Origin of the sequence: Veillonella sp. 3627, assembly GCF_003992195.1 — a bacterium.
Classification (GTDB): domain Bacteria; phylum Bacillota; class Negativicutes; order Veillonellales; family Veillonellaceae; genus F0422.
Genome location: NZ_RQVG01000005.1, coordinates 60989 through 81938, shown reverse-complemented (window position 1 = coordinate 81938; position 20950 = coordinate 60989). Strand labels below are relative to the sequence as shown.

Genomic DNA, 20950 nt, shown 5'->3' with positions numbered 1-20950 from the left:
AGGACTTCTCCTTATAAGTCAAGATTTCGTACATATTCAGCATTATCTTCGATAAACTTTCGACGAGGTTCTACCTTATCCCCCATCAAAACACTAAATATCTTATCTGCTGCAATACTGTCTTCCATGCTAACTTGTAGGATTGTTCGATGTTCAGGGTTCATCGTTGTATCCCATAATTGTTCTGCATTCATTTCACCAAGACCTTTGTAACGTTGGATGATAATATTTTCACGTCCAACTTCGTCCAATCTATCTGAAAGTTCTTGGTCACTGTAGGCATACCACTGTTTTTGACCTTTTTTAATTTGGTACAACGGTGGTTGTGCAATGAATACATGACCTTCTTCAATCAATGGTCGCATATAGCGATAGAAGAATGTCAATAATAAAGTACGAATATGCGCGCCGTCCACGTCCGCATCGGTCATGATGATAATTTTATTGTAACGGCTCTTCGTAATATCAAAGTCTTGTCCGATACCTGTACCAAAGGCAGTAATCATGGAACGAATTTCTGCATTGGCTAAAATTTTATCAAGACGAGCTTTTTCTACGTTTAGAATTTTACCGCGCAATGGCAAAATCGCTTGGTAACGACGATCACGGCCTTGTTTTGCAGTACCACCCGCAGAATCACCTTCGACGAGGTAAATTTCCGTCATAGTCGTATCTTTTTCAGAGCAATCTGCCAATTTACCAGGTAAAGAGCTCACTTCTAAAGCATTTTTACGGCGTGTCAATTCACGAGCTTTACGGGCTGCTTCACGAGCACGACTCGCATTGGTTGCTTTTTCGATGATTTTCTTAGCTTCTGCTGGATGTTCTTCTAAGAATACACGCAATCCATCAGACACGATAGTATCTGTAATCCCTTTGACTTCGCTGTTGCCTAATTTACCTTTTGTTTGACCTTCAAATTGTGGTTCCAATACTTTTACGCTTACTACAGCTGTTAAGCCTTCTCGCACGTCTTCTCCAGTCAAGTTGCTTTCATTTTCTTTTAAAATGCCAGCCTTGCGACCATAGTCGTTCAAGGTACGTGTTAAAGCAGTACGGAAACCGCTGAGGTGCGTACCACCATCGATGGTGTTGATGTTGTTAACGAAGGATAAAATCGTTTCACTATAGCTATCGTTATATTGTAACGCCACATCTACCACCACATCATCACGGGTATTATCAATAGAGATAACGCTCGGTGTGATGGCTTCCTTCGCTTCATTTAAATACTCAATAAATTGTACTAAGCCACCTTCGTAATGAAAACTTTCACTGCGACCTTCCCCACGTTTGTCCGACAAGGTAATACGCAATCCTTTATTCAAGAACGCTAATTCTTGTAAACGAGTTTTTAATACATCAAACTCGAAAATGGTAGTTTCAAAAATTTGTGCATCTGGTTTGAATCGTACGGTAGTACCTGTACGATCCGTCGTACCGATTTCTTTCAAATCAGATGTTTTATTACCACGTTCAAAAGAAATTTCTTGAATTTTTCCATGTTGGTATACATCAACGATAGTCCATCCACTTAAGGCATTCACTACGGAAATACCTACCCCATGAAGACCACCAGACACTTTGTATCCACCACCGCCAAATTTACCACCTGCGTGAAGTTTAGATAATACGAGTTCTACCGCAGGCATACCTGTTTCATGCATCCCGGTTGGAATCCCACGACCATCATCGATAACTTCGATACTATTATCTTCACAAATGGTCACTTCAATATGCGTGGCATACCCAGCTAAGGCCTCATCCACACTATTATCTACAACTTCATACACCAAGTGATGTAATCCACGGGCAGATGTGCTACCAATATACATACCAGGTCGCATACGAACAGCTTCTAAGCCTTCGAGGACCTGTATATTACCGGCATCATAATTCGTTTGTTCTGCCATCTGACATCCTCCTACTATTTATATAATGACATCCCATACTGGTCACCATATTCTATATAATACATTCTATTATACAATACTTTACTATGTCTGTGAAAGTCTCAGCCTTTATTTCACTTGCATTTTGTCTGCTTCGTTCCAACGATACTTATTAGTAATATTCACAACTTGTTCATAAGACAATTCATCTTGTGGTTTTGATGTAATTAACATCGTCGCCCAGTACATATCGTTCGCATCCGTAGAACCTTGAAACAAGCGAGTTAAGTAATAGTAAATACTTTCTTCTTTCGCCACTTCATACCATTCATAGGTGCACCAAGGAGCAATTGCTTTCATTTGGTCATACTTATAATGAGGATAATCCTTCAATAAACCTTTTACCGTACGAATGATATGTCTATACTTTTTATATTCACACTGAGGGCATACCTTCGCAGAACCTTCCGATTGCCAACGACCACAGGTAGGACATTGATGAAAATGCTCTTGCTGTAGTACAAATTCTTTCTTCGCTTGCTCCATGCGTGTTTGTAATACTTTTTTTCGAAGTTCCTCATGGCGAATTACACGAACAGAATCTTCTATACTTTGCACAATCTCAGAGGGCAATACAATTTGTTGAAAGTCTATGATTTCCTCATAAACAGGTGTCATATCTAAGGCATCCCCTGATACAAGCTGATCTTGTAAAGCACGTCGTGGGAGCTGTACTTTGATATCTGTAATAATAGATTCTCCATAATACTCATGCAATGCTTCCAATAACTGTGGTTTGCGCATAGTCATCTCTTGCATCCATACAGTATGACCAATTTCAACTATGATAACAGGTGGCTTTATGTGCATTAATTTTGCTTGTCCACTCACCATAGGTCCTACGACAGATTCCCAATCATGATAGAGTTTCATAAGTCGATACATTTCATAAATGCCTAGTTCTTGTAACATAGCATCACGAAGATCCATTACTCCTGTAAAAGATTCTAGATTACTATCCATGTATCATTTCCTCCGTCAAGTCTATATACTGCACCTTGTCTAAGTCCATTGTATCTGTTGTATCAGTAGTAGTAATAATTGTCTGTACACGTTTATGAATGAATTTGATTAAATTAGATCGACGTTCCTGATCTAATTCACTGAGTACATCATCTAATAGTAAAATAGGATATTCTCCTACTTCCGATTTAATATATTCTAATTCACTTAACTTAACTGATAAAATTGCTGTCCGTTGTTGTCCTTGTGAGCCGAATCGTTTTAAATCCATAGAACCTGAATAAAAGATAATATCATCACGATGAGGTCCCACTGATGTTTGTAACCGTCGCCGATCCTCTGATAAATTTTCTTGTAAAGCCTGTAATAGAGCATCTTTTGTTACTAATAGTTGTTTCTCACTATAAGGTTGAGTATATTGCAATCGCAAATCTTCTTTACCATTGGTTAGTTTCCGATTCATTAAATCCATTAATTGATTTAATTTTTTTAAACTTTCCAATCGTTTTTGGATAATTTGTGAACCTAACGTAGCAATTTGTTCATCCCAATCTTGTACTGGTACCTTACTCGTATGACTATATTCTTTAAGTATACGATTTCTCTGTTGCACAGCACGTTGATACATCGTAAGTTGATGATAATATTGAGGACTAGTCTGACTAATTTCCATATTCAAAAAACGACGACGTAAGGAAGGAGTTCCCTTAATTAAATCTAAATCTTCTGGAGAAAAAATGACTGTATTTAAAGTGCCTACTAATTCTTTTTGCGATAGAGGATTATCATGCAAACGAATGACTTTTTTTCCTTGACGCCCCCATTTAATCTGCAACGTATGAGGCGTATCAGCTTTCATAAAGTGAACGATAATACTAGCCTCATCCTCATTCCAAGAGATGACATCTTTCATATCCGATGTACGATGACTATGTCCCATCGTGGCAATATAAGCAGATTCTAGGATATTTGTTTTCCCTTTTCCATTAGGACCATGGATGACAATGATTTCTGGTGTGAAAGTAATAGTTTTATGACGATGATTGCGAACATGTATGAGTTCCAATTCAGTCACATACACAATTAAGCCTCCTTCACCACAGTAATTCTTATTTCATTAGCAATGGTTACTACATCATTAGGATAGATTTTTTTACGTTTTTCTGTAACTACTACATCATTTAAAGTGATTTTATTTTCTTCTAATAACACTTTAACTTGACCACCTGTTGATAATACATTGGCATATTTTAACAGTTGATCTAATTGAATATACTCTGTATGAATGGATACAGTTTCTTGATTCATAATTTCCTCTTTTCTCTTAATTATGTGTATGAACTGGTGTTACCACATAGGTATAATGGTCATTATTATCTTGACGAATTACCATAGCCCCTTGTTCTTGTAAGTACATATGAATTCTTTCACCTGTGCTATGTTTCAATAATTCATCTATATATTTACCATTAAAATTAATAGTGAAAGGATTTCCTTCAAAGGTACATAAAACAATATCTTTTACCATACCAATATCAGCACTTTGAGAACTTAATGTAACTTGATTCTCTTCCCAGTCATAGCGAATGGCAGAATAACTCATATCTTTCGCCATAAAATAGACACGATCTAAGGAACTAGCAAATTCACGACGATTTAAAATAGCACTAGCATCGAATTTAGCAGGAATAACACGTTTATAATCAGGATATGTACCTTCAATTAATCTTGAAATAATATATACAGTATCAAATACAATAGCTACTTGATTTCTATTCCAAATTAATTTAACCATAACAGGTTGATCCGATGGTAATACTCTGGATACTTCTTCTACAGTGCGTTTTGGAATGACAATACGCATTGGGTTTTCAAGAGCTGCATCTAAGGTTATTTTTTTAACAGCCATACGATGTGTATCAGTGCCTACCATAGTAAGCTCATTGCCTTCAATTTCCACTAAGGTACCACAGAAGATAGGCCGATCTGTATCCGTAGAAGTAGCATATACAGTTAAGTCGATTAATTGTTTTAGCTGTTCTCCGTCAATCATAATACTATTATCATCTTGGATTTGTTCCACCAAGGAAAAATCTTCTACTTGCATAGTGACTAGTTTAAATTCAGAATGATCGGATTTAATCTGTAATTGATTAGAATTGTCTGGCTTATATAATTCTACTTGTTCACCTGGTAATTTTTTTAAAATTTCTTGAAAGTATTTAGAACCTACTACAATAGTACCAGGTTCAAGAATAGTAGCATCTACTTGGGATCGCATTCCAATTTCAAAATCGTTAGCTTGTAATTCTACGTAGTTATCTTTTGTAGAAATGTAGATAGATCCTGGTAAATTAGAGCTTGTTTTATTACTTGCTACACGTTGGAATAGTGACATGGCTTTCACTAATTCATGTTTGTTAAATTGAAGTTTCATTATTAACTCCTTATGACTAATATAACTATGTTAAAGTTTTTTTATTTAAAGTAGTAGACGTAGTAGTAGGACGCGTGTATAAGTGGATAGGTCCATAAAACTTATAAATTTCAATGTTTTACACATGTTTACAACATTGGGATTAGAAAATTTTATATATCCACATAGTAACAGGTCTATAAATACCTTGTGTGTAAGTGTATGTTTGTTAACAATGTAATCACAAAATGTAAACAAGTTAAACACATACTTATACACAAATTTAATATTACTTTGCTTCTTCTAATTCTTTGCGAATGCGATCGATAGTATGTCGTAAATCTTGGTCTTTTTCTATTTCTCTAGAAATTTTTTCATATGCATGTAATGCGGTAGTATGGTCTTTTTTACCAAAAGCAAAGGAAATTTGAGGGTAACTTTCATTGATTAATTCACGAGCTAAATACATAGCAATTTGGCGTGGATGAGCATATTGCTTATTTCGTTTTTGACTTACTAAATGTTCTAGCTTGATTTTAAAGTAATCTGCTATAAATTCTTGAATATACTTAATGGATAATACAATTTTTTCTGTATGGATGATAAAGTCTTTAATTGCCTTATTTGTAAATTCTACATCAATTGTTTCTAATCGATTTGTAATAGCCGCTTGTGTAATTAATGTTTCAAAGGCGCCTTTTAGTTCACGAATATTTCGCTTATTAAAATACTGTGCAAATAGGTGGATAACCTCTTTTGGAACATATAAGGTTGGGTATTCACTACGACGATGATCGATTTCCTCATGGATGATGGCTTCAATCATCTCAGGATTTGGTGCTTCAATTTCTACAGTAAGACCACTGTTGAATCGTGTGATTAAGCGTTCTTCCATTTCTTTATAATCTTTTGGTGGTTTATCGCTAGACAGGATAACCGCTTTATTGTGACTCAATAAATGATTGAAGGTATTAAAAAACTCTTCTTGCGTCGTTTTCTTATTTTTTTCTTCTAAGAATTGTACATCGTCAATGATGAGTACATCGATATCTCGGAAGTTACGACGGAATTGATCCGGTGTTTTTGTCCGTAATGATTCAATAAAACTATTCATAAAATCTTCACTGGTAATAGACATAATTTTAGCAGATGGATTGAGGGCTAAAATTTCATTGCCAATAGCATGCATTAAATGGGTTTTACCAAGACCAGATTGACCGTGAATATATAGTGGATTGTAACGAAGTCCTGGATTTTCAGCTACTGCTTTCGCAGCACTGAAAGCCATACGGTTAGAATTAGATTCGATATAATTATCAAAAGTGAAAGCACGATTTAGATGTGATTTTGAAGAACTACTCATGTTTCGTTGTACAGGTGGTGCTGGTGGTATAGGAGAGGTTGTTTTAGAAGCAAATAAATCGGCAGGGACTGGTCTTTGAATGCCTTGTGAAGGAGAAGTATTTCTTTGAATGATGACAGGAGAATCATAACTAGGACGGCTTACTCCTTCTGGTAATACTTCATTATACTCTTCTGCATCCCAAGGAGGAGGGATGATAGGAGATGGAGAGCTTTCCATTGTTGTATCTTCAATAGAAGGCATATCGATAGGAGGCATAGGGGGAATCTCTGTAGGAGGTGTACTCATCTGTTCCGCAGGAGATGCATTTACCGTTGCCGTATCTGTTAAATAGTCGATGGTCTGCAAGGTAGGGAGTAAACTTTTTGCTGCCTCTACGATTTGGTTATGGACTAATGGGGTTTGAATATATTTTAGCTTGCTAGGATCCATAACAAATAAGGTCAAAATAGTAGATGTCATAGAATAGGGCATCAATGAATTAACAACCAAGGAATCCCACATTTGCTGGGGCATTTTCGTTTTTGTTTTTTGCATCACTTGGTCCCATAGGGAGTAAAGATCTAAGTCACTCATAATAAACCTTCCTGCATGTGTATAAGAATTATTTGTCCACATCATCATAATGTGGATAACTAAAAATTAGACAAAGAAAAAGAGTTCATAAACAAGATAATAAGTAGAATTGTTTCTATCCACAATAATGTGAATAAGTCAGTGGATAACATGTGAAAAATAAAAATACTTGTTTATAACCCTTCGTTGGTGTATATCATTATTATACCAAAAACTTTTTTGCTTTACTATGCATTCTCTGGGATTCATTTTTACTTTTCTATAGTTCTTCCCAAAAATCTTTACTTATTACTATAAAAGTTATAATGAAAGTAAAGAATTTAGCATAAGGAAATAAAGAGTATCATAAAAGATATGAGATATTTATAGATGTATATAGATATCTATTACAATAATATTACATATCGTTTATATATATGCTATTAAAAACAAGGTTTATATTGACAGAATTAGGGTTTATACATATAATTACTATGTTATGGTATACGAAAAAATAAACCTATCATGAGGAGGTGTTGTTGTAATGAAACGTACTTACCAACCAAATACACTTTGGAGAAAACGTACTCATGGTTTCCGTGAACGTATGAAAACCATCGGTGGCCGTCTAGTATTAAAACGTCGACGCGCTAAAGGCAGAAAACGCTTATCTGCATAATCAAATATACAGCTAGAGAACTTGGCCGTACAGCCAAGTTTTTCTGTATGTACGGTATTAAAGGATAACTATGAATAGTTTAACAAAAGATAGAAGAATACGGAAAAACAATGAATATCAATTAGTGTATAAGCACGGTCGCTATGAAGTGGGACGTCTTTGTGTGGTCTATCATATGCCAGTGGCAAAGCAAAAAAGTAAAATTGGTTTCGTCACAGGTAAAAAAGTAGGTGGCGCAGTACAGCGCAACAGAGCACGACGTTTGATGAAAGAAGTGTATCGTCTGCATCAACATGAATTGCGCGAAGGTCATCATATTGTAGTTGTAGGTCGAGGTTATTTAGCCAATGCTATGTATGAACAAGCAGAACGTGAAATGATGCGTCTATTCAAAAAATGTAAATTATTAAAGGATAGAAACTAATGGGTATTAGTAAACTTGTAAATTACTTGTTAATTGGATTAGTTCAGTTCTATCGATATGCTCTATCTCCTTTAAAGCCAAGTACTTGTCGTTTTTATCCCACCTGTTCGATGTACATGTTGCAAGCATTGCGACGGTATGGACCTTTAAAAGGTAGCTATTTAGGCATAAAACGGATTTTGAAATGCCATCCCTTTCATAAGGGTGGATATGATCCTTTGCCGTAGCACAGTTTTGGAAATACCTGAGTACCTGTATGGATGAAATATAGACCATACCATAACGTATATGGGTACATAAAGGTGTATACTACAGAGAACAAAAAAAGGAGTAGACATGGAAATCTTTCAATATTTAGTAGATTTTATGAGAAGCCTTGTGGAATATTCGTTTTTGGCAACAAAATCGATGGGCTTCCCAAGCTATGGTATCGCGATTATTTTGCTTACCATTGTTATTAAACTTATATTAGCACCGTTAACACAAAAACAAGTGCAGTCTATGAAAGGTATGGCTGATTTACAACCAAAAATGAAAGCCATCCAAGACAAATATAAGGACAATCCACAAAAAGCACAGCAAGAAATTATGAAAATGTATAAAGAATTAGGTATCAACCCATTAGCTGGTTGTTTACCACTTCTTGTACAAATGCCATTCTTGATTGCTATTTTCTATGCATTACAAGGATATCCATATGATCCTCAATATGCACAATTCTTATGGTTACCAAATTTGAGTGATCCAGATCCAATCTATGTATTACCAGTATTGTCTGCGTTGTCTACGTATATTATGAGTAAACAAACATCTGCTAGTGGTAATAATCAACAAGCAAAGATTATGAACATCTTTATGCCACTATTCATTGGCTATATCAGTTTAAACTTTGCTAGTGGATTGGTAATTTACTGGGTAGTTTCAAATCTATTCCAATTAGCACAACAAACATTAATTTATCGTAATAACAAATAGGAGGCTAGGCATGGATTACATTGAAGTGTCAGCAAAAACGATTGAAGAGGCAACTTCACAAGCAACAGCGCAAATTGAATCTCAAGGTCGTGTTGTTACGTCTGTGAAAGTGTTAGAAGAACCATCAAAAGGTTTCTTAGGATTTGGTAAAAAAGATGCTCTTGTTCGCGTATACTTTGAAGAAGGAACAGCAGAGAATATTGCTGTTGCAGAAGAAGTAGTATCAGTTGTGGAAACTGTTACAGAATCAATGGTAGACACTGTGGAAACAGAAACTACTGAAATTCCTGTGGTAGTTGAAGATGGTATTACAAAAGCAGAACAAGATTTCATTGCCGATACAGGTAAAGAATTTTTATTAGGTATGTTTGGAAAGATGGGCTTATCTGTACAGATTGAAAAATTGACTACTAAAGATAAGATTACATTCCAAGTACATGGGGAAGACTTAGGTATTTTAATTGGTAAACATGGTCAAACATTAGATGCTATCCAATACTTAACAAACCTTGTGGCTAATAAAGAAGTTCGCCGTCGTTGCCAAATTGTTGTGGACGTGGAAAATTATCGTTCCCGTCGAGAAGAAACTTTAGTTCAATTGGCACATCGATTAGGAGCTAAAGTACGACGTACACGTCAAAAAATTGCGTTAGAACCAATGAATGCATTTGAACGCAAAATCATTCACTTAGCTTTGCAAAACGAAAAAAATATCAAAACAGATAGCGAAGGACAAGAACCATATCGTCATATTGTAATTTATTACAAACGATAGACTTCTACTATATATCATCAACTTTTATATTGATGTATATGCATATCTGTAGAGATGACAATAGATGATTTGTGGCATATAGTAACAGATTATCTATAACTATGAAGAGGGCCCTTCGGGGTCCTTTTTCTTAGAAATATAGAAAAAAGCTATGAGTTGAATATATAAAATCAACTCATAGCTTTTTTAGTTTAAGGGGCTGTTTTGTTACAGCCCCTTTTTATATGGTGTATATATTAAAAAGAAATAATATAGTTATTAGGTTTTATATAGCTATTTAGTGGTTCAGTTATATCCACGGTTATTAATTTCCCATAGGGTGATACTGATATTGTCAAGATCAGTTCCTACTGTCTACAGACTCTTTACGGCTCGATGGGGAAATAATCCGCAGGGACGGGGGCAAGGATGCCAACAAAGACAAAGTCCTTCGTGCCTGTATTTTTCATCCCGTGGCACATGCCCTTCGCTGAGACGATGACATCGCCCTTCGCGATGGGGTGCTCCTCTCCGGGGGTAGGGTAAAAGACGCCCTCTCCCTCAATGCAAATCCATATATCATCTGCATTGGCGTGACCGTGCGGCTGAATCGTCTGCCCAGGCTTTATGACCCAGACGACACCGCTCGTTGACTCCGTGCTGTAGATTGGCGTGCGCGTTGCGACATTGCCCGCCTTTGCCACATTTGCCACGCGAAAACGTCGCGTTGCAAAATCGTTTGTGATTTCATTTACCATGATGTTTGCTCCTTTCAAAAATTCGTATTTTATATCGTTTTAGGGTGCTCAGTTAAAGTAATCATCGTCATATCCTTCGCTATTCAACTTCATTTTACAACAAACCAATCCTTATGACAACAATGGGATTTGATATTGTCAAGATCAGTTGACAAATTTTCTTTAGAAGAATACAAATGCTGTAACTCTTTATAGTCTAATTCCTTCAATACAGCATCGAGTAACCGCATAGGAGCTGTTTCTTTTATCATCAACATGCCATAATCCAATGGTAAAACTAGTTGGCGAGGCATTACTAGTTTAGTATAATTAAATTCATTGGTATATTATTTCTTCACATAAAAGGTGGCTTTCCCTTTTCCGTGTCGTTCAATGTACTTTTCTTCTACTAATTGTTTCAACATATTTTCTATGGTGGATTTACTTAGGATTGGAACTGCATTCAATACTTTGAATCTTTGCAATTTCCACTAGTGTATTTAGCACAGCAGGCTTTTGTTGTATAAATAGTTCCTGTTTTCCTTTGTGTTCATGGATCTGTACTAATAAATTAATAATTTCACTATCCCATAGAGTATTTTTATAGAGTGAATAATTAAAGGTTTTCATTCGCCTACTCCTTTCTGTATTCGCCTAATTATACCATATTTTTAGGCGATTTAATATTATAATAGGCGAATCAATAGCAAATTCTAGTAACTTTCAATACAACTCATATTGCACGATAGAATCGTTAAGCAAACAAAAAAAGCACGGCATAAACCGTGCTCTTTTTTATAAGATTCAATTATACATTCATGTTAGCTGCTTTACGAACGTAGAACCAGTAACATACGAATACTGTTACGATATTGAAAGCTAGTAATACTGCGAATGCTGGGTGGATACTTCCAAATGTTGTGTATACATAGCCAAAGATTTTTGGTGTAATGAAGGCACCGTACGCCGCTACAGCTGCTACGAAACCAGCAATTAAGGAAGATTGTAATCCATCTGTGAAGATGTGAGGAATCATACGGAATGTAGATCCTGTTACGAAACCGCAGGATACGAACATTAATACAGTCATTCCAAAGAAAAAGTCGAAGTGATGCATATCCACGCCTACAGCGATTAATACAGTAGTGATACATAAACCAATCAAACCGATGAAAGTAATTTTTGTACCGCTATTGATTTTGTCAGCTAACCAACCACCTACTGGACGAAGGCTGGCAGATACTAAAGGTCCCACGAATGCGATGTGAGCAAATGGAATTTCAGGGAACTCTGTTTTAACAAGTAGACCAAGTGCTGCTGCATATCCAGAGAAGGCACCGAAGGAACATGTATATAACAATGTCATAGCCCATGTGTGTTTGTTGCTAAAAATTTGAGCCAGCGCTTTAGGATTAGGTTTTGCTAGTGGCAAGTTATCCATGTAACGAGTCATGCACGCTAAGATAATTACTAAAGGCACAATCCACATAAACGCCGCGTTGGCTAAGTATACTGCATTGCCTTTAACGATAGCTGGTGTGACACCGAAGATATTACCTAATGTAGCAGAACCCATAGCGAATGGAGCTAAGAAATAGATAACGGAGATCCCAAGGTTACCAATACCACCATTAATGCCAAGAGCGGTACCTTTTTCAGATTTAGGGAAGAAGTTACCGATGTAAGCCATGGAGGAGGAGAAGTTACCGCCGGCTAAACCGATCAAAGCTGTTAAGATCATGAATGTTTCATAGGATGTGGTTGTATCTTGTACAGCATAGCCTAACCATACTACAGGTACTAATAAAATAATTGTAGAAATAAAAGTCCAGTTTCTACCACCTATTAAAGCTGGCATGTAAGTATAAATAAAACGGAATGTAGCACCTACTAAACCTGGGAAGGCAGCCAGTGTAAATAACTGTTCTGTTGTGAAATGGAATCCAGCTCCATTTAATTGTGCTGCGATGGTTGACCATAAATACCATACGCAAAATGATAACGTTAATGCAATGGTAGAAACTACCAAGTTTTGTTTAGCAATTTTTTTGCCAAACTTTTCCCAAAATTCGGGATTTTCTGGTTGCCAGTTCGCAATAATTTCTTTGCGGCTCGCACCCACTTGAGGCATTTTCATCTCTGACATGAGAACACTCCTTTAATCCTTTCAACGTACAACTTGTGATACTTTTTGTATCACAGTAAATCGAAGACACAAATTAGTATAAAAAAATATTGACTTATGCCATACTTTCATTATAATATGTGCCTAAAATCACACACTTATTATATAAGATATAATATAATGTGAATGTGATAAAAAGCACAACTTATATAATTATTAATAAGTTATAATAGTAACATACGCAAAATTTAAAATGTAATTGAGAAATTGATATAGCTAAGTTTATATCAACTTCATAAGTATGGGATGTTACTGAAAGATGTATGGTGACAGTATGGAACAGGAGTTAATCAATCAATTGCTAGCATTGCCAGGTGAAGTAATTCATCTGAAAAAAGGAGAATTTTTATTTCACGAAGGCGATAAGGCAGAACATTTTTATATCGTTCAGAGAGGGCGCCTCAGTATTAAGAAATTTGAATCCACAGGACATATTTTTGCATTACGATTAGTAGGTAAGAATAATGTGCTTGGGGAAATTCCTTTGTATGAGACGAATACGAGATCGTATGTATTTAATGCCATTGCAAGAGAAGATTGCTCAGTCTATTGTATACGTTACGATGTATTAGAACCTGCCATTGCTAAGGATCATTCCTTAGCCATTGCGATGATGAAGATTTATACGCTTCATATGCGTCGACAACAAGCTAAGTATAGAGACTTATTATTATACGGTAAGAAAGGTGCATTTTATTCTACATTATTGCGTTTAGCTAATAGTTATGGTGTTAAGCGGGATGACGGTATTTATATCGACATTGCATTAAGCAACCAAGAGTTAGCTGAATTTACTGCCACATCACGGGAAGGTTTAAACCGCATGCTAAGTGAGTTACGAAAGTTAGGCTATGTAGCCTATGATAAACACCATCTGGTAATCTGTGACTTTGATGCATTAATCGATTTGCTAGATTTAGATATAGAAACTATCGATCCTAATATTAGCAATATCGAATGATTAAGGTTATCCCCCCTTGCTGTGAGCACTACGAAGGCAAGGGTTTTTTTGTATTTTTAAGGAGGACATGAGATGAGTCTTTTATCTCAAAAATTTAAGTTTCTTCGCAAGAAGGACGTATCTCCAACAGGCCATCAAATCACAGAAGAAGGTGGTCGTGAATGGGAAAATTTTTATCGTGACCGTTGGTCCTACGATAAAGTAGTCCGCACCACACATGGCGTAAACTGTACTGGTTCTTGTAGCTGGAATATTTACGTAAAAAATGGTGTTGTAGCGTGGGAAAATCAAGCAACTGATTATCCTAAAACACCAGATGATATGCCAGATTACGAACCACGTGGATGCCCTCGAGGATCTACTTTCTCTTGGTATTTATACAGCCCACTACGCGTAAAATATCCATATGTACGTGGTGAATTGATCGAGCTTTGGAGAGAAGCGAAGAAAACTGCTAAAAATCCTATCGAAGCATGGAAATCTATTGTAGAAGATCCTGAAAAAGCAAAACGTTATAAATCTGCTCGTGGTATGGGTGGCTTTGTACGTTCTACTTGGGATGAATCTACAGAAATCGTAGCAGCTTCCTTATTATATACAGCAAAAACATATGGTCCAGACCGCAACGCAGGATTCTCTGTAATTCCAGCTATGTCCATGTTGTCCTATGCAGGTGGTGCGCGTTTCTTGAACCTTATGGGTGGTACTCCACTTTCCTTCTATGACTGGTATGCTGATTTGCCGCCATCAAGCCCACAAGTTTGGGGTGAACAAACTGATACACCAGAATCTGGTGACTGGTACAATGCAGGTTACATCATTACATGGGGTTCCAATGTACCATTGACTCGTACACCGGATGCTCACTTCTTGGCAGAAGTACGTTATAAAGGTACAAAAGTAGTCTCTGTATCTCCTGACTATGCAGAATCTACTACATTCTCCGACACTTGGTTGAATGTAAAAGCAGGTACAGATGCAGCGATGGCAATGGCAATGGGTCATGTCATTCTGAAAGAATACTATGTAGATAAAGAAACTCCATATTTCAAAGAATATGCGAAAGAATTCACTGACTTACCATTCTTAGTACGTGTAGAAGAAATCAATGGTGCTTTACAAGCGGGCCGTTTCTTGAACAATCAAGATTTAGGTAGCACAGAAGATGGCGCTGATTTCCATACAGTAGTTATCGATGAAATTACGAATACAGTAGTGGCACCAAATGGTACATTAGGTGATCGTCATACAAATCCTAAAAAATGGAATTTACGTCTTGAAAACCGCGCAACAGGAGAAAAAATCTCTCCTCGTTTATCTGTTATCGACCAACGTGATTCCGTAGCATTAGTTAAATTACCATATTTCGGTGACGAAGCTCATGAAGGTATTATTGAACGTGCTATCCCTGTTATGACAGTACAAACTAAAGAAGGTCCTGTACAAGTAACAACAGTTTACGACTTGATTCTTGCTAACTATGGTATCGATCGTGGTTTAGGCGGTGAAGTGGCGACTAGCTATGAAGAAGACACTCCATATACACCAACATGGCAAGAAAAAATTACTGGCGTGAAAGCAGACGTAGTGATTCGTACAGCTCGTGAATTTGCAGACAACGCAGAACAAACAAAAGGTCGCTCCATGATCATCATGGGTGCTGGTATCAACCACTGGTATCATGCTGACATAATTTACCGTACGATCCTTAACTTGATCATGTTCTGTGGTACAGAAGGCGTTAACGGCGGTGGCTGGGCTCACTATGTAGGACAAGAAAAATTACGTCCTGTAGAAGGTTGGGCTGGCATTATGACAGCGAACGACTGGAGTAAAGCACCTCGTTTACAAAATGGTACATCTTGGTTCTACTTTGCTACAGAACAATATCGTTCTGACTGCATTGACCTGGCAGACCGTGTATCTAAATTAGCCACACCTCGTTACAGACACCCTGGTGACTATAATGTATTGGCTGCTCGTTTAGGTTGGTTGCCGTCCTACCCTACTTTCAACCGTAACTATCAAGATTTAATCAATGATGCTCGTGCGACAGGTGCAGGTACTGAAGCTGAAATTAACCAATACATCGTACAAGCATTGAAAAATAAAGAGTTGAAATTCTGCGTAGAAGATCCTTCTGCGAAAGAAAATCATCCACGCAACTTGTTCGTATGGCGTTCGAACTTGATTGGTTCCTCCTCTAAAGGTCATGAGTACTTCTTAAAATATTTATTAGGTACAAAAAATGGCGTATTAGAAGATGAAGATGCACCAGTACGTCCAGAAGAAATCAACTGGCGTGAAGCTCCTGAAACAGGTAAATTAGACTTGTTGATCGACATCGATTTCCGTATGGCTTCTACGGCGTTATATTCCGATATCGTATTCCCTGCAGCAACATGGTACGAAAAACAAGACTTATCTTCCACAGATATGCATCCATACGTGCACGTATTCCAAGCGGCTGTTGATTGCGCATGGGACACTAAATCTGACTGGGATACATTCCGTACTTTGGCAGAAACTGTATCTCGCGTAGCGAAAGAGTCTGGTTTCACTGAATACGAAGATATCGTAGCACAACCATTGGGTCATGACAGCCCAGGCGAAGTGGCTCAACCATTGGGTAAAGTATTAGACTGGAGCAAAGGCGAATGTGAACCAATTCCAGGTAAAACTATGCCAAATCTTGTACACGTAAAACGTGATTACAGTAAAATCTTTGAAAAATTCATCGGCTTAGGTCCTAATATTGAAAATAAAGTAGGCGCTCATGGTTTAGCATGGGATGTAACAGATGAATATCAATCCTTATATGAACAAAATGGAACGATCGACCAACCAGGTTTCGTATCTCATGGTCGTCCTAGCATCTACGAAGCACGTGAAGCTTGTAATGTTGTGTTAACCTTGTCCTCTTGTACGAATGGTAAATTAGCAGTTCGTTCTTGGCAGGCTATGGAAGAAAAAACAGGCTTAACAGATCTTCAAAAGAATGCAAAAGGTCGTGAAGAAGAACGCATTACCTTCGACGATATGGTACGTCAACCACGCTTTATCATTCCATCTGTGACAAGTACAGGTAAAAATAATAAAGACCGTCGTTATTCTCCATTTACCACATCTACTGAGGATAAAGTTCCATTCCGTACGGTTACGGGTCGTCAATCCTTCTATTGTGACCATGAAATGATGCGTGACTATGGTGAGGCTATGGCGCTTTACAAACCAGTCTTGTCCTACGCACCAGTGAAAGGTGATTATGCACAAGAGGGTGTTCCTCAAATCACATTGAAATACTTAACACCACATCATAAATGGTCTACACATAGTATGTACTTCGATAGCCAACAATTGTTAACATTGTTCCGCGGTGGACAAACAATTTGGTTGAACGAAGATGATGCGAAAGAAATCAATGTCCAAGACAATGATTGGGTAGAAGCTTTCAATAAAAACGGTATCGTTGCAGCCCGTGCTGTAGTATCCCCACGTATTCCTCGTGGTATTTCCTACATGCACCATGCCCAAGACCGTCACATCAACGTACCTGCTGCACAAATTAAAAAACAACGCGGTGGTACACACAATGCACCAACTCACATTCATTTGAAACCGACACATATGATTGGTGGTTATGGTCAATTAAGTTATGGATTCAATTATTATGGCCCAACTGGCAACCAACGGGATATGACTATTGTGGCTCGTAAAATGAAGGAGGTAGATTGGCTTGAAGATTAAGGCTCAAGTATCTATGGTCCTAAATTTAGACAAGTGTCTAGGCTGTCACACATGTTCTATCACTTGTAAAAATACATGGACAAACCGCGAAGGTGCGGAATATATGTACTTTAATAATGTGGAAACCCGCCCAGGTGTTGGCTACCCTCGTCATTGGGAAGACCAAGAAAAATGGAAAGGCGGCTGGACTGTTGGTAACGATGGAAAATTAGCATTGGCTACAGGTTCTAAAACAAATCGTCTGATGAAATTGTTCTATCATCCAGAACAACCTGAGTTGAAAGACTACTTTGAACCATGGACATATGACTATGAAACATTGATCCATTCTGGTCGTAAAAATAACCAACCAGTAGCACGTCCACGTTCGTTGGTAACAAAAGAAAAAATGGAAATCAAATGGGGTCCTAACTGGGATGACGATTTGGCTGGTGGTGAACACGCTCGCTCTGATGTTAACTTAGCTAAAATGGGCGAAGATATTGTGTTTGACTATGAAAAAGTATTCATGCGCTACTTACCTCGTCTATGTAATCACTGTTTGAATCCAGCATGTGTGGCAGCGTGCCCATCTGGTGCGATTTACAAACGTGATGAAGACGGTGTAGTTCTTGTTTCTCAAGACGTATGTCGTGGCTGGCGCCATTGCGTACCATCTTGTCCATACAAAAAAATCTTCTACAACTGGGAAACAAATAAAGCTGAAAAATGTGTATTTTGTTACCCACGTTTGGAAAATGGTTTACCACAAATTTGTGCGGAAACTTGCGTAGGTAGAATGCGTTATGTAGGCGTTGTTTTCTATGATATGGATAAAGTAGAAGCAGCAGCGGCTTCCAAAAACGATACAGATATTTACGAAAATACAGTGGATTTAATCTTAGATCCTCATGATCCAGAAGTAGTAAAAGCGGCTCGTGCAGAAGGTATTGGTGAAGCTTGGATTAAAGCAGCACAAAAATCTCCAGTTTACAAATTGATCAAGGAATGGAAAGTGGGCTTGCCACTACATCCAGAATATCGTACATTACCAATGGTTTGGTATGTGCCGCCATTGAGTCCAATCGTACAACGCATTACATCTGAAGTATACTTACCAGATGCAAACGAAATGCGCGTGCCTGTACAATATCTTGCGAATCTATTTACAGCAGGTAATGCAGATGCACTAGCTCGCGTATTACAACGTGTATTAGATATGCGTGAATATATGCGTCGTCGCGATGTAGGTGGAGAGGCTCCTGAGCATCCAATCGATTTAACAGAAGATCAAATGTACGAAATGTACAAATTATTAGCATTATCTAAATACAATGATCGTTTCGTGATTCCTACAGATATTAAAGCGTCTCGTGAAGGTCGTGCAGATATGCAACATAAACGTGGTTTTGCCTGTCCTACAGGGGGATGTCAATAATGAATGATGCTCAGAAAATAGCGCTTATCGCGTCATTTCTGCTTCGCTATCCCGATGCCACTTGGTATGATGAATTACAAGAATGGAAGGGGGACGCAACATCTGTTGCGCACCCTCAACTCCGTCAAGCCTTGGTAGAATTTTTCGACTATGTGGAAGAAACACCTCGTAAAGAGTTTGAAGATCAATATGTGCGTACCTTTGACTTTAGTCAGAATACAAATATGTATTTATCTACTTATGAATTACAAGGTACAGGGGAACAAGCAGAAGAACTTGTTAAATACAAAGCATTTTTCCTTGAAAATGGCTATGACTTACCAAAAGAAATGCCAGACTTTGTCCCAGCTATTCTTGAATTATGTGCGCTTATCGAAGAAGAAAAAGCAAAAGAAATTTATGAATACTGTAAACCAAAATTAGAATATATTCGGGAGCGTTTCATTGAAGCGAAATTACCGTATGCATTCTTATTTGATGTTATTTTATCTGTTGCTAATGGATTGGAGGACGGTGTACTATGAGTTTATTTCTATGGGGCGCCCTGCCTTATATCGCTTTCACCTTCTTTGTCGTAGGGACTCTTGTTCGTTTCTTTTACTTTGAAAGAAACTGGACCACAAAATCAAGTCAATTTTTAGAAAAGAAACAATTGCGTATTGCGAACCCATTGTTCCACTTTGGTTTGCTTTGCGTTATCGGTGGCCACGTGGTAGGGGTATTAATTCCTAAAACTTGGACTGCTATGATCGGTATTGATGACCATATGTACCATCAAGGCGCGTTGTATATGGGGGCTGTGGCTGGTTTCCTATTTATCGTAGGATTCTTAATGCTCATGAAACGCCGGTTCACAACACCTGAATTACGTGCTAACACATCTAAAATGGATGTATGGTTGTACTTGTTCTTTACACTGGCTATTGTAAGTGGTATGGCTGGTACCTTATTGAATGCGTCTGGATTCTTTGACTATCGTGTATCTATTGGACCTTGGTTCCGTAGCGTATTGATGGCGATGCCAGACCCATCCTTAATGGAAAATGTTCCTGGTATCTTTAAGTTCCATATGCTATCCTGGATGATTGTGGCTATCGTATTCCCATTCAGCCGTTTAGTACATTGCTTAAGCGTACCATTTAATTACTTAGCACGACCATTTATCGTGTATAGAAAAAGAGACCGTCGCTAGGTCGTCACTTGTTCCGCTATGTAGCCTGTGGCGTTCGTAACTGAATATGATAAAGGGAAGAGCACGGCATACCCCCTCTCAAACGGTATTTCATAATGTTTGTTCGGGGCACACCGTGCTCTTCTTGTGTTTGTGCAATTTTGTCAGTAAGACCCGCCACAAGGCTACTACGCCTAACTGCGTTCCTCAGGGGATTCTGTGTTTATGTCATTTAGATAGTAAGGGAACGCCACAAGGATTTCTACGATAAAGGGGCGCTCCTTAGAGTTGTCTCTTGTTTCGCTATGTAGCCTGTGGCTATCGTAACTAAATAGGGCAAAAGGAAGCCCGTAACACACCCCTTCTCAAACTATACAGTGGTTATGTTTGTTCAGGGGTATGTTACGGGCTTCTTGTGTTTGTGTGATTCGGGTAGTTAGGGAACGCCACAAGGCTACTACTTGTAATGGCGTTTCTTAGGGATAGTAATATGTACATGATATATTTTATCTAATATGAATACATAAAAGTTCTATATAGAATGATAAATCTATACTATGAATTACTTTACAGTGAGAATTAATATTGTTATACTATTAACAATATTAAATTTTTTAATTTTGGTATTATTGGATAAGGAGTGTCATGTGA

Annotated in this window: 19 protein-coding genes; 10 read left to right on the top strand and 9 right to left on the bottom strand. The window is 37.7% G+C overall.

Annotated elements, in window-relative coordinates; translation table 11 throughout:
• Positions 1-11: 11 nt before the first annotated feature.
• From gyrB to dnaA, 6 genes are all read right to left on the bottom strand, one after another.
• Positions 12-1913, bottom strand: a complete 1902-nt coding sequence (gene gyrB, locus EO114_RS03890; protein ID WP_127061647.1) for a DNA topoisomerase (ATP-hydrolyzing) subunit B — start codon at positions 1911-1913, stop codon at positions 12-14.
• Between the two features lie 108 nt (positions 1914-2021).
• Positions 2022-2915 carry a DUF721 domain-containing protein gene (locus EO114_RS03885; RefSeq protein ID WP_127061645.1) on the bottom strand — a complete coding sequence of 298 codons (894 nt, stop codon included), beginning with the start codon at positions 2913-2915 and terminating at the stop codon, positions 2022-2024.
• Positions 2908-3996 (bottom strand): DNA replication/repair protein RecF, encoded by a 1089-nt coding sequence (recF, locus tag EO114_RS03880; protein ID WP_127061643.1) that lies wholly within the window; start codon positions 3994-3996, stop codon positions 2908-2910. The genes EO114_RS03885 and recF overlap by 8 nt, the downstream gene beginning before the upstream one ends.
• A 2-nt stretch (positions 3997-3998) precedes the next feature.
• On the bottom strand, positions 3999-4223 hold the full coding sequence (locus EO114_RS03875) for an RNA-binding S4 domain-containing protein (RefSeq protein WP_126941295.1): 225 nt from the start codon (positions 4221-4223) through the stop codon (positions 3999-4001).
• Between the two features lie 16 nt (positions 4224-4239).
• Positions 4240-5352 carry a DNA polymerase III subunit beta gene (gene dnaN / locus EO114_RS03870; protein ID WP_009353983.1) on the bottom strand — a complete coding sequence of 371 codons (1113 nt, stop codon included), beginning with the start codon at positions 5350-5352 and terminating at the stop codon, positions 4240-4242.
• A gap of 268 nt (positions 5353-5620) precedes the next feature.
• Positions 5621-7270 (bottom strand): chromosomal replication initiator protein DnaA, encoded by a 1650-nt coding sequence (gene dnaA, locus EO114_RS03865; protein WP_164723759.1) that lies wholly within the window; start codon positions 7268-7270, stop codon positions 5621-5623.
• Positions 7271-7793: 523 nt separating this feature from the next.
• On the opposite strand from dnaA, the gene rpmH reads away from it, so the two are divergent.
• The 5 genes from rpmH (at position 7794) to jag (ending at position 10102) form a co-directional block, all read left to right on the top strand.
• Positions 7794-7928 (top strand): 50S ribosomal protein L34, encoded by a 135-nt coding sequence (gene rpmH / locus EO114_RS03860; protein WP_004692946.1) that lies wholly within the window; start codon positions 7794-7796, stop codon positions 7926-7928.
• Between the two features lie 70 nt (positions 7929-7998).
• Complete coding sequence (rnpA, locus tag EO114_RS03855; RefSeq protein ID WP_127061639.1) at positions 7999-8352, top strand: ribonuclease P protein component; 354 nt, start codon at positions 7999-8001, stop codon at positions 8350-8352.
• Positions 8352-8579: a membrane protein insertion efficiency factor YidD gene (gene yidD / locus EO114_RS03850; protein WP_009353977.1), complete on the top strand. Its 228-nt coding sequence runs from the start codon at positions 8352-8354 to the stop codon at positions 8577-8579. The genes rnpA and yidD overlap by 1 nt, the downstream gene beginning before the upstream one ends.
• A 109-nt stretch (positions 8580-8688) precedes the next feature.
• Complete coding sequence (locus EO114_RS03845) at positions 8689-9327, top strand: YidC/Oxa1 family membrane protein insertase (RefSeq protein WP_127061637.1); 639 nt, start codon at positions 8689-8691, stop codon at positions 9325-9327.
• Between the two features lie 10 nt (positions 9328-9337).
• Positions 9338-10102: an RNA-binding cell elongation regulator Jag/EloR gene (gene jag / locus EO114_RS03840; protein ID WP_009353995.1), complete on the top strand. Its 765-nt coding sequence runs from the start codon at positions 9338-9340 to the stop codon at positions 10100-10102.
• A 365-nt stretch (positions 10103-10467) separates the two neighbouring features.
• Here jag and EO114_RS03835 read toward each other — a convergent pair whose 3' ends face one another.
• The 3 genes from EO114_RS03835 to EO114_RS03820 all read right to left on the bottom strand — a co-directional run bounded on the left by EO114_RS03835 (position 10468) and on the right by EO114_RS03820 (position 12964).
• Positions 10468-10839: a cupin domain-containing protein gene (locus EO114_RS03835; RefSeq protein WP_038145013.1), complete on the bottom strand. Its 372-nt coding sequence runs from the start codon at positions 10837-10839 to the stop codon at positions 10468-10470.
• Between the two features lie 420 nt (positions 10840-11259).
• Positions 11260-11448, bottom strand: coding sequence for a hypothetical protein (locus tag EO114_RS03825; RefSeq protein WP_127061635.1), 189 nt, complete (start codon positions 11446-11448; stop codon positions 11260-11262).
• Between the two features lie 178 nt (positions 11449-11626).
• Positions 11627-12964 (bottom strand): MFS transporter, encoded by a 1338-nt coding sequence (locus EO114_RS03820; protein WP_009353948.1) that lies wholly within the window; start codon positions 12962-12964, stop codon positions 11627-11629.
• Positions 12965-13277: 313 nt separating this feature from the next.
• On the opposite strand from EO114_RS03820, the gene EO114_RS03815 reads away from it, so the two are divergent.
• From EO114_RS03815 to narI, 5 genes are all read left to right on the top strand, one after another.
• Complete coding sequence (locus EO114_RS03815; RefSeq protein ID WP_370447303.1) at positions 13278-13964, top strand: Crp/Fnr family transcriptional regulator; 687 nt, start codon at positions 13278-13280, stop codon at positions 13962-13964.
• Positions 13965-14036: 72 nt separating this feature from the next.
• Positions 14037-17711: a nitrate reductase subunit alpha gene (locus EO114_RS03810; RefSeq protein WP_062402219.1), complete on the top strand. Its 3675-nt coding sequence runs from the start codon at positions 14037-14039 to the stop codon at positions 17709-17711.
• The gene (gene narH / locus EO114_RS03805) at positions 17701-19128 is read left to right on the top strand and encodes a nitrate reductase subunit beta (RefSeq protein ID WP_009353956.1); all 1428 of its coding nucleotides are present in this window, start codon (positions 17701-17703) and stop codon (positions 19126-19128) included. The genes EO114_RS03810 and narH overlap by 11 nt, the downstream gene beginning before the upstream one ends.
• Positions 19128-19652, top strand: a complete 525-nt coding sequence (gene narJ / locus EO114_RS03800) for a nitrate reductase molybdenum cofactor assembly chaperone (protein ID WP_009353985.1) — start codon at positions 19128-19130, stop codon at positions 19650-19652. Before narH ends, narJ begins: the two co-directional genes overlap by 1 nt.
• Entirely contained in the window at positions 19649-20320 is a 672-nt protein-coding gene (narI, locus tag EO114_RS03795) for a respiratory nitrate reductase subunit gamma (protein WP_009353966.1), read from the top strand. The genes narJ and narI overlap by 4 nt, the downstream gene beginning before the upstream one ends.
• The last annotated feature ends 630 nt before the right edge of the window (positions 20321-20950 follow it).

Excerpts from the sequence above, each read along its gene's own strand:
- gyrB (WP_127061647.1), bottom strand. The coding sequence starts at position 1,913 with ATGGCAGAACAAACGAATTATGATGCCGGTAATATACAGGTCCTCGAA.
- EO114_RS03885 (WP_127061645.1), bottom strand. The coding sequence starts at position 2,915 with ATGGATAGTAATCTAGAATCTTTTACAGGAGTAATGGATCTTCGTGAT.
- EO114_RS03875 (WP_126941295.1), bottom strand. The coding sequence starts at position 4,223 with ATGAATCAAGAAACTGTATCCATTCATACAGAGTATATTCAATTAGAT.
- dnaN (WP_009353983.1), bottom strand. The coding sequence starts at position 5,352 with ATGAAACTTCAATTTAACAAACATGAATTAGTGAAAGCCATGTCACTA.
- dnaA (WP_164723759.1), bottom strand. The coding sequence starts at position 7,270 with ATGAGTGACTTAGATCTTTACTCCCTATGGGACCAAGTGATGCAAAAA.
- rpmH (WP_004692946.1), top strand. The coding sequence starts at position 7,794 with ATGAAACGTACTTACCAACCAAATACACTTTGGAGAAAACGTACTCAT.
- rnpA (WP_127061639.1), top strand. The coding sequence starts at position 7,999 with ATGAATAGTTTAACAAAAGATAGAAGAATACGGAAAAACAATGAATAT.
- yidD (WP_009353977.1), top strand. The coding sequence starts at position 8,352 with ATGGGTATTAGTAAACTTGTAAATTACTTGTTAATTGGATTAGTTCAG.
- EO114_RS03845 (WP_127061637.1), top strand. The coding sequence starts at position 8,689 with ATGGAAATCTTTCAATATTTAGTAGATTTTATGAGAAGCCTTGTGGAA.
- jag (WP_009353995.1), top strand. The coding sequence starts at position 9,338 with ATGGATTACATTGAAGTGTCAGCAAAAACGATTGAAGAGGCAACTTCA.
- EO114_RS03835 (WP_038145013.1), bottom strand. The coding sequence starts at position 10,839 with ATGGTAAATGAAATCACAAACGATTTTGCAACGCGACGTTTTCGCGTG.
- EO114_RS03825 (WP_127061635.1), bottom strand. The coding sequence starts at position 11,448 with ATGAAAACCTTTAATTATTCACTCTATAAAAATACTCTATGGGATAGT.
- EO114_RS03820 (WP_009353948.1), bottom strand. The coding sequence starts at position 12,964 with ATGTCAGAGATGAAAATGCCTCAAGTGGGTGCGAGCCGCAAAGAAATT.
- EO114_RS03815 (WP_370447303.1), top strand. The coding sequence starts at position 13,278 with ATGGAACAGGAGTTAATCAATCAATTGCTAGCATTGCCAGGTGAAGTA.
- EO114_RS03810 (WP_062402219.1), top strand. The coding sequence starts at position 14,037 with ATGAGTCTTTTATCTCAAAAATTTAAGTTTCTTCGCAAGAAGGACGTA.
- narJ (WP_009353985.1), top strand. The coding sequence starts at position 19,128 with ATGAATGATGCTCAGAAAATAGCGCTTATCGCGTCATTTCTGCTTCGC.
- narI (WP_009353966.1), top strand. The coding sequence starts at position 19,649 with ATGAGTTTATTTCTATGGGGCGCCCTGCCTTATATCGCTTTCACCTTC.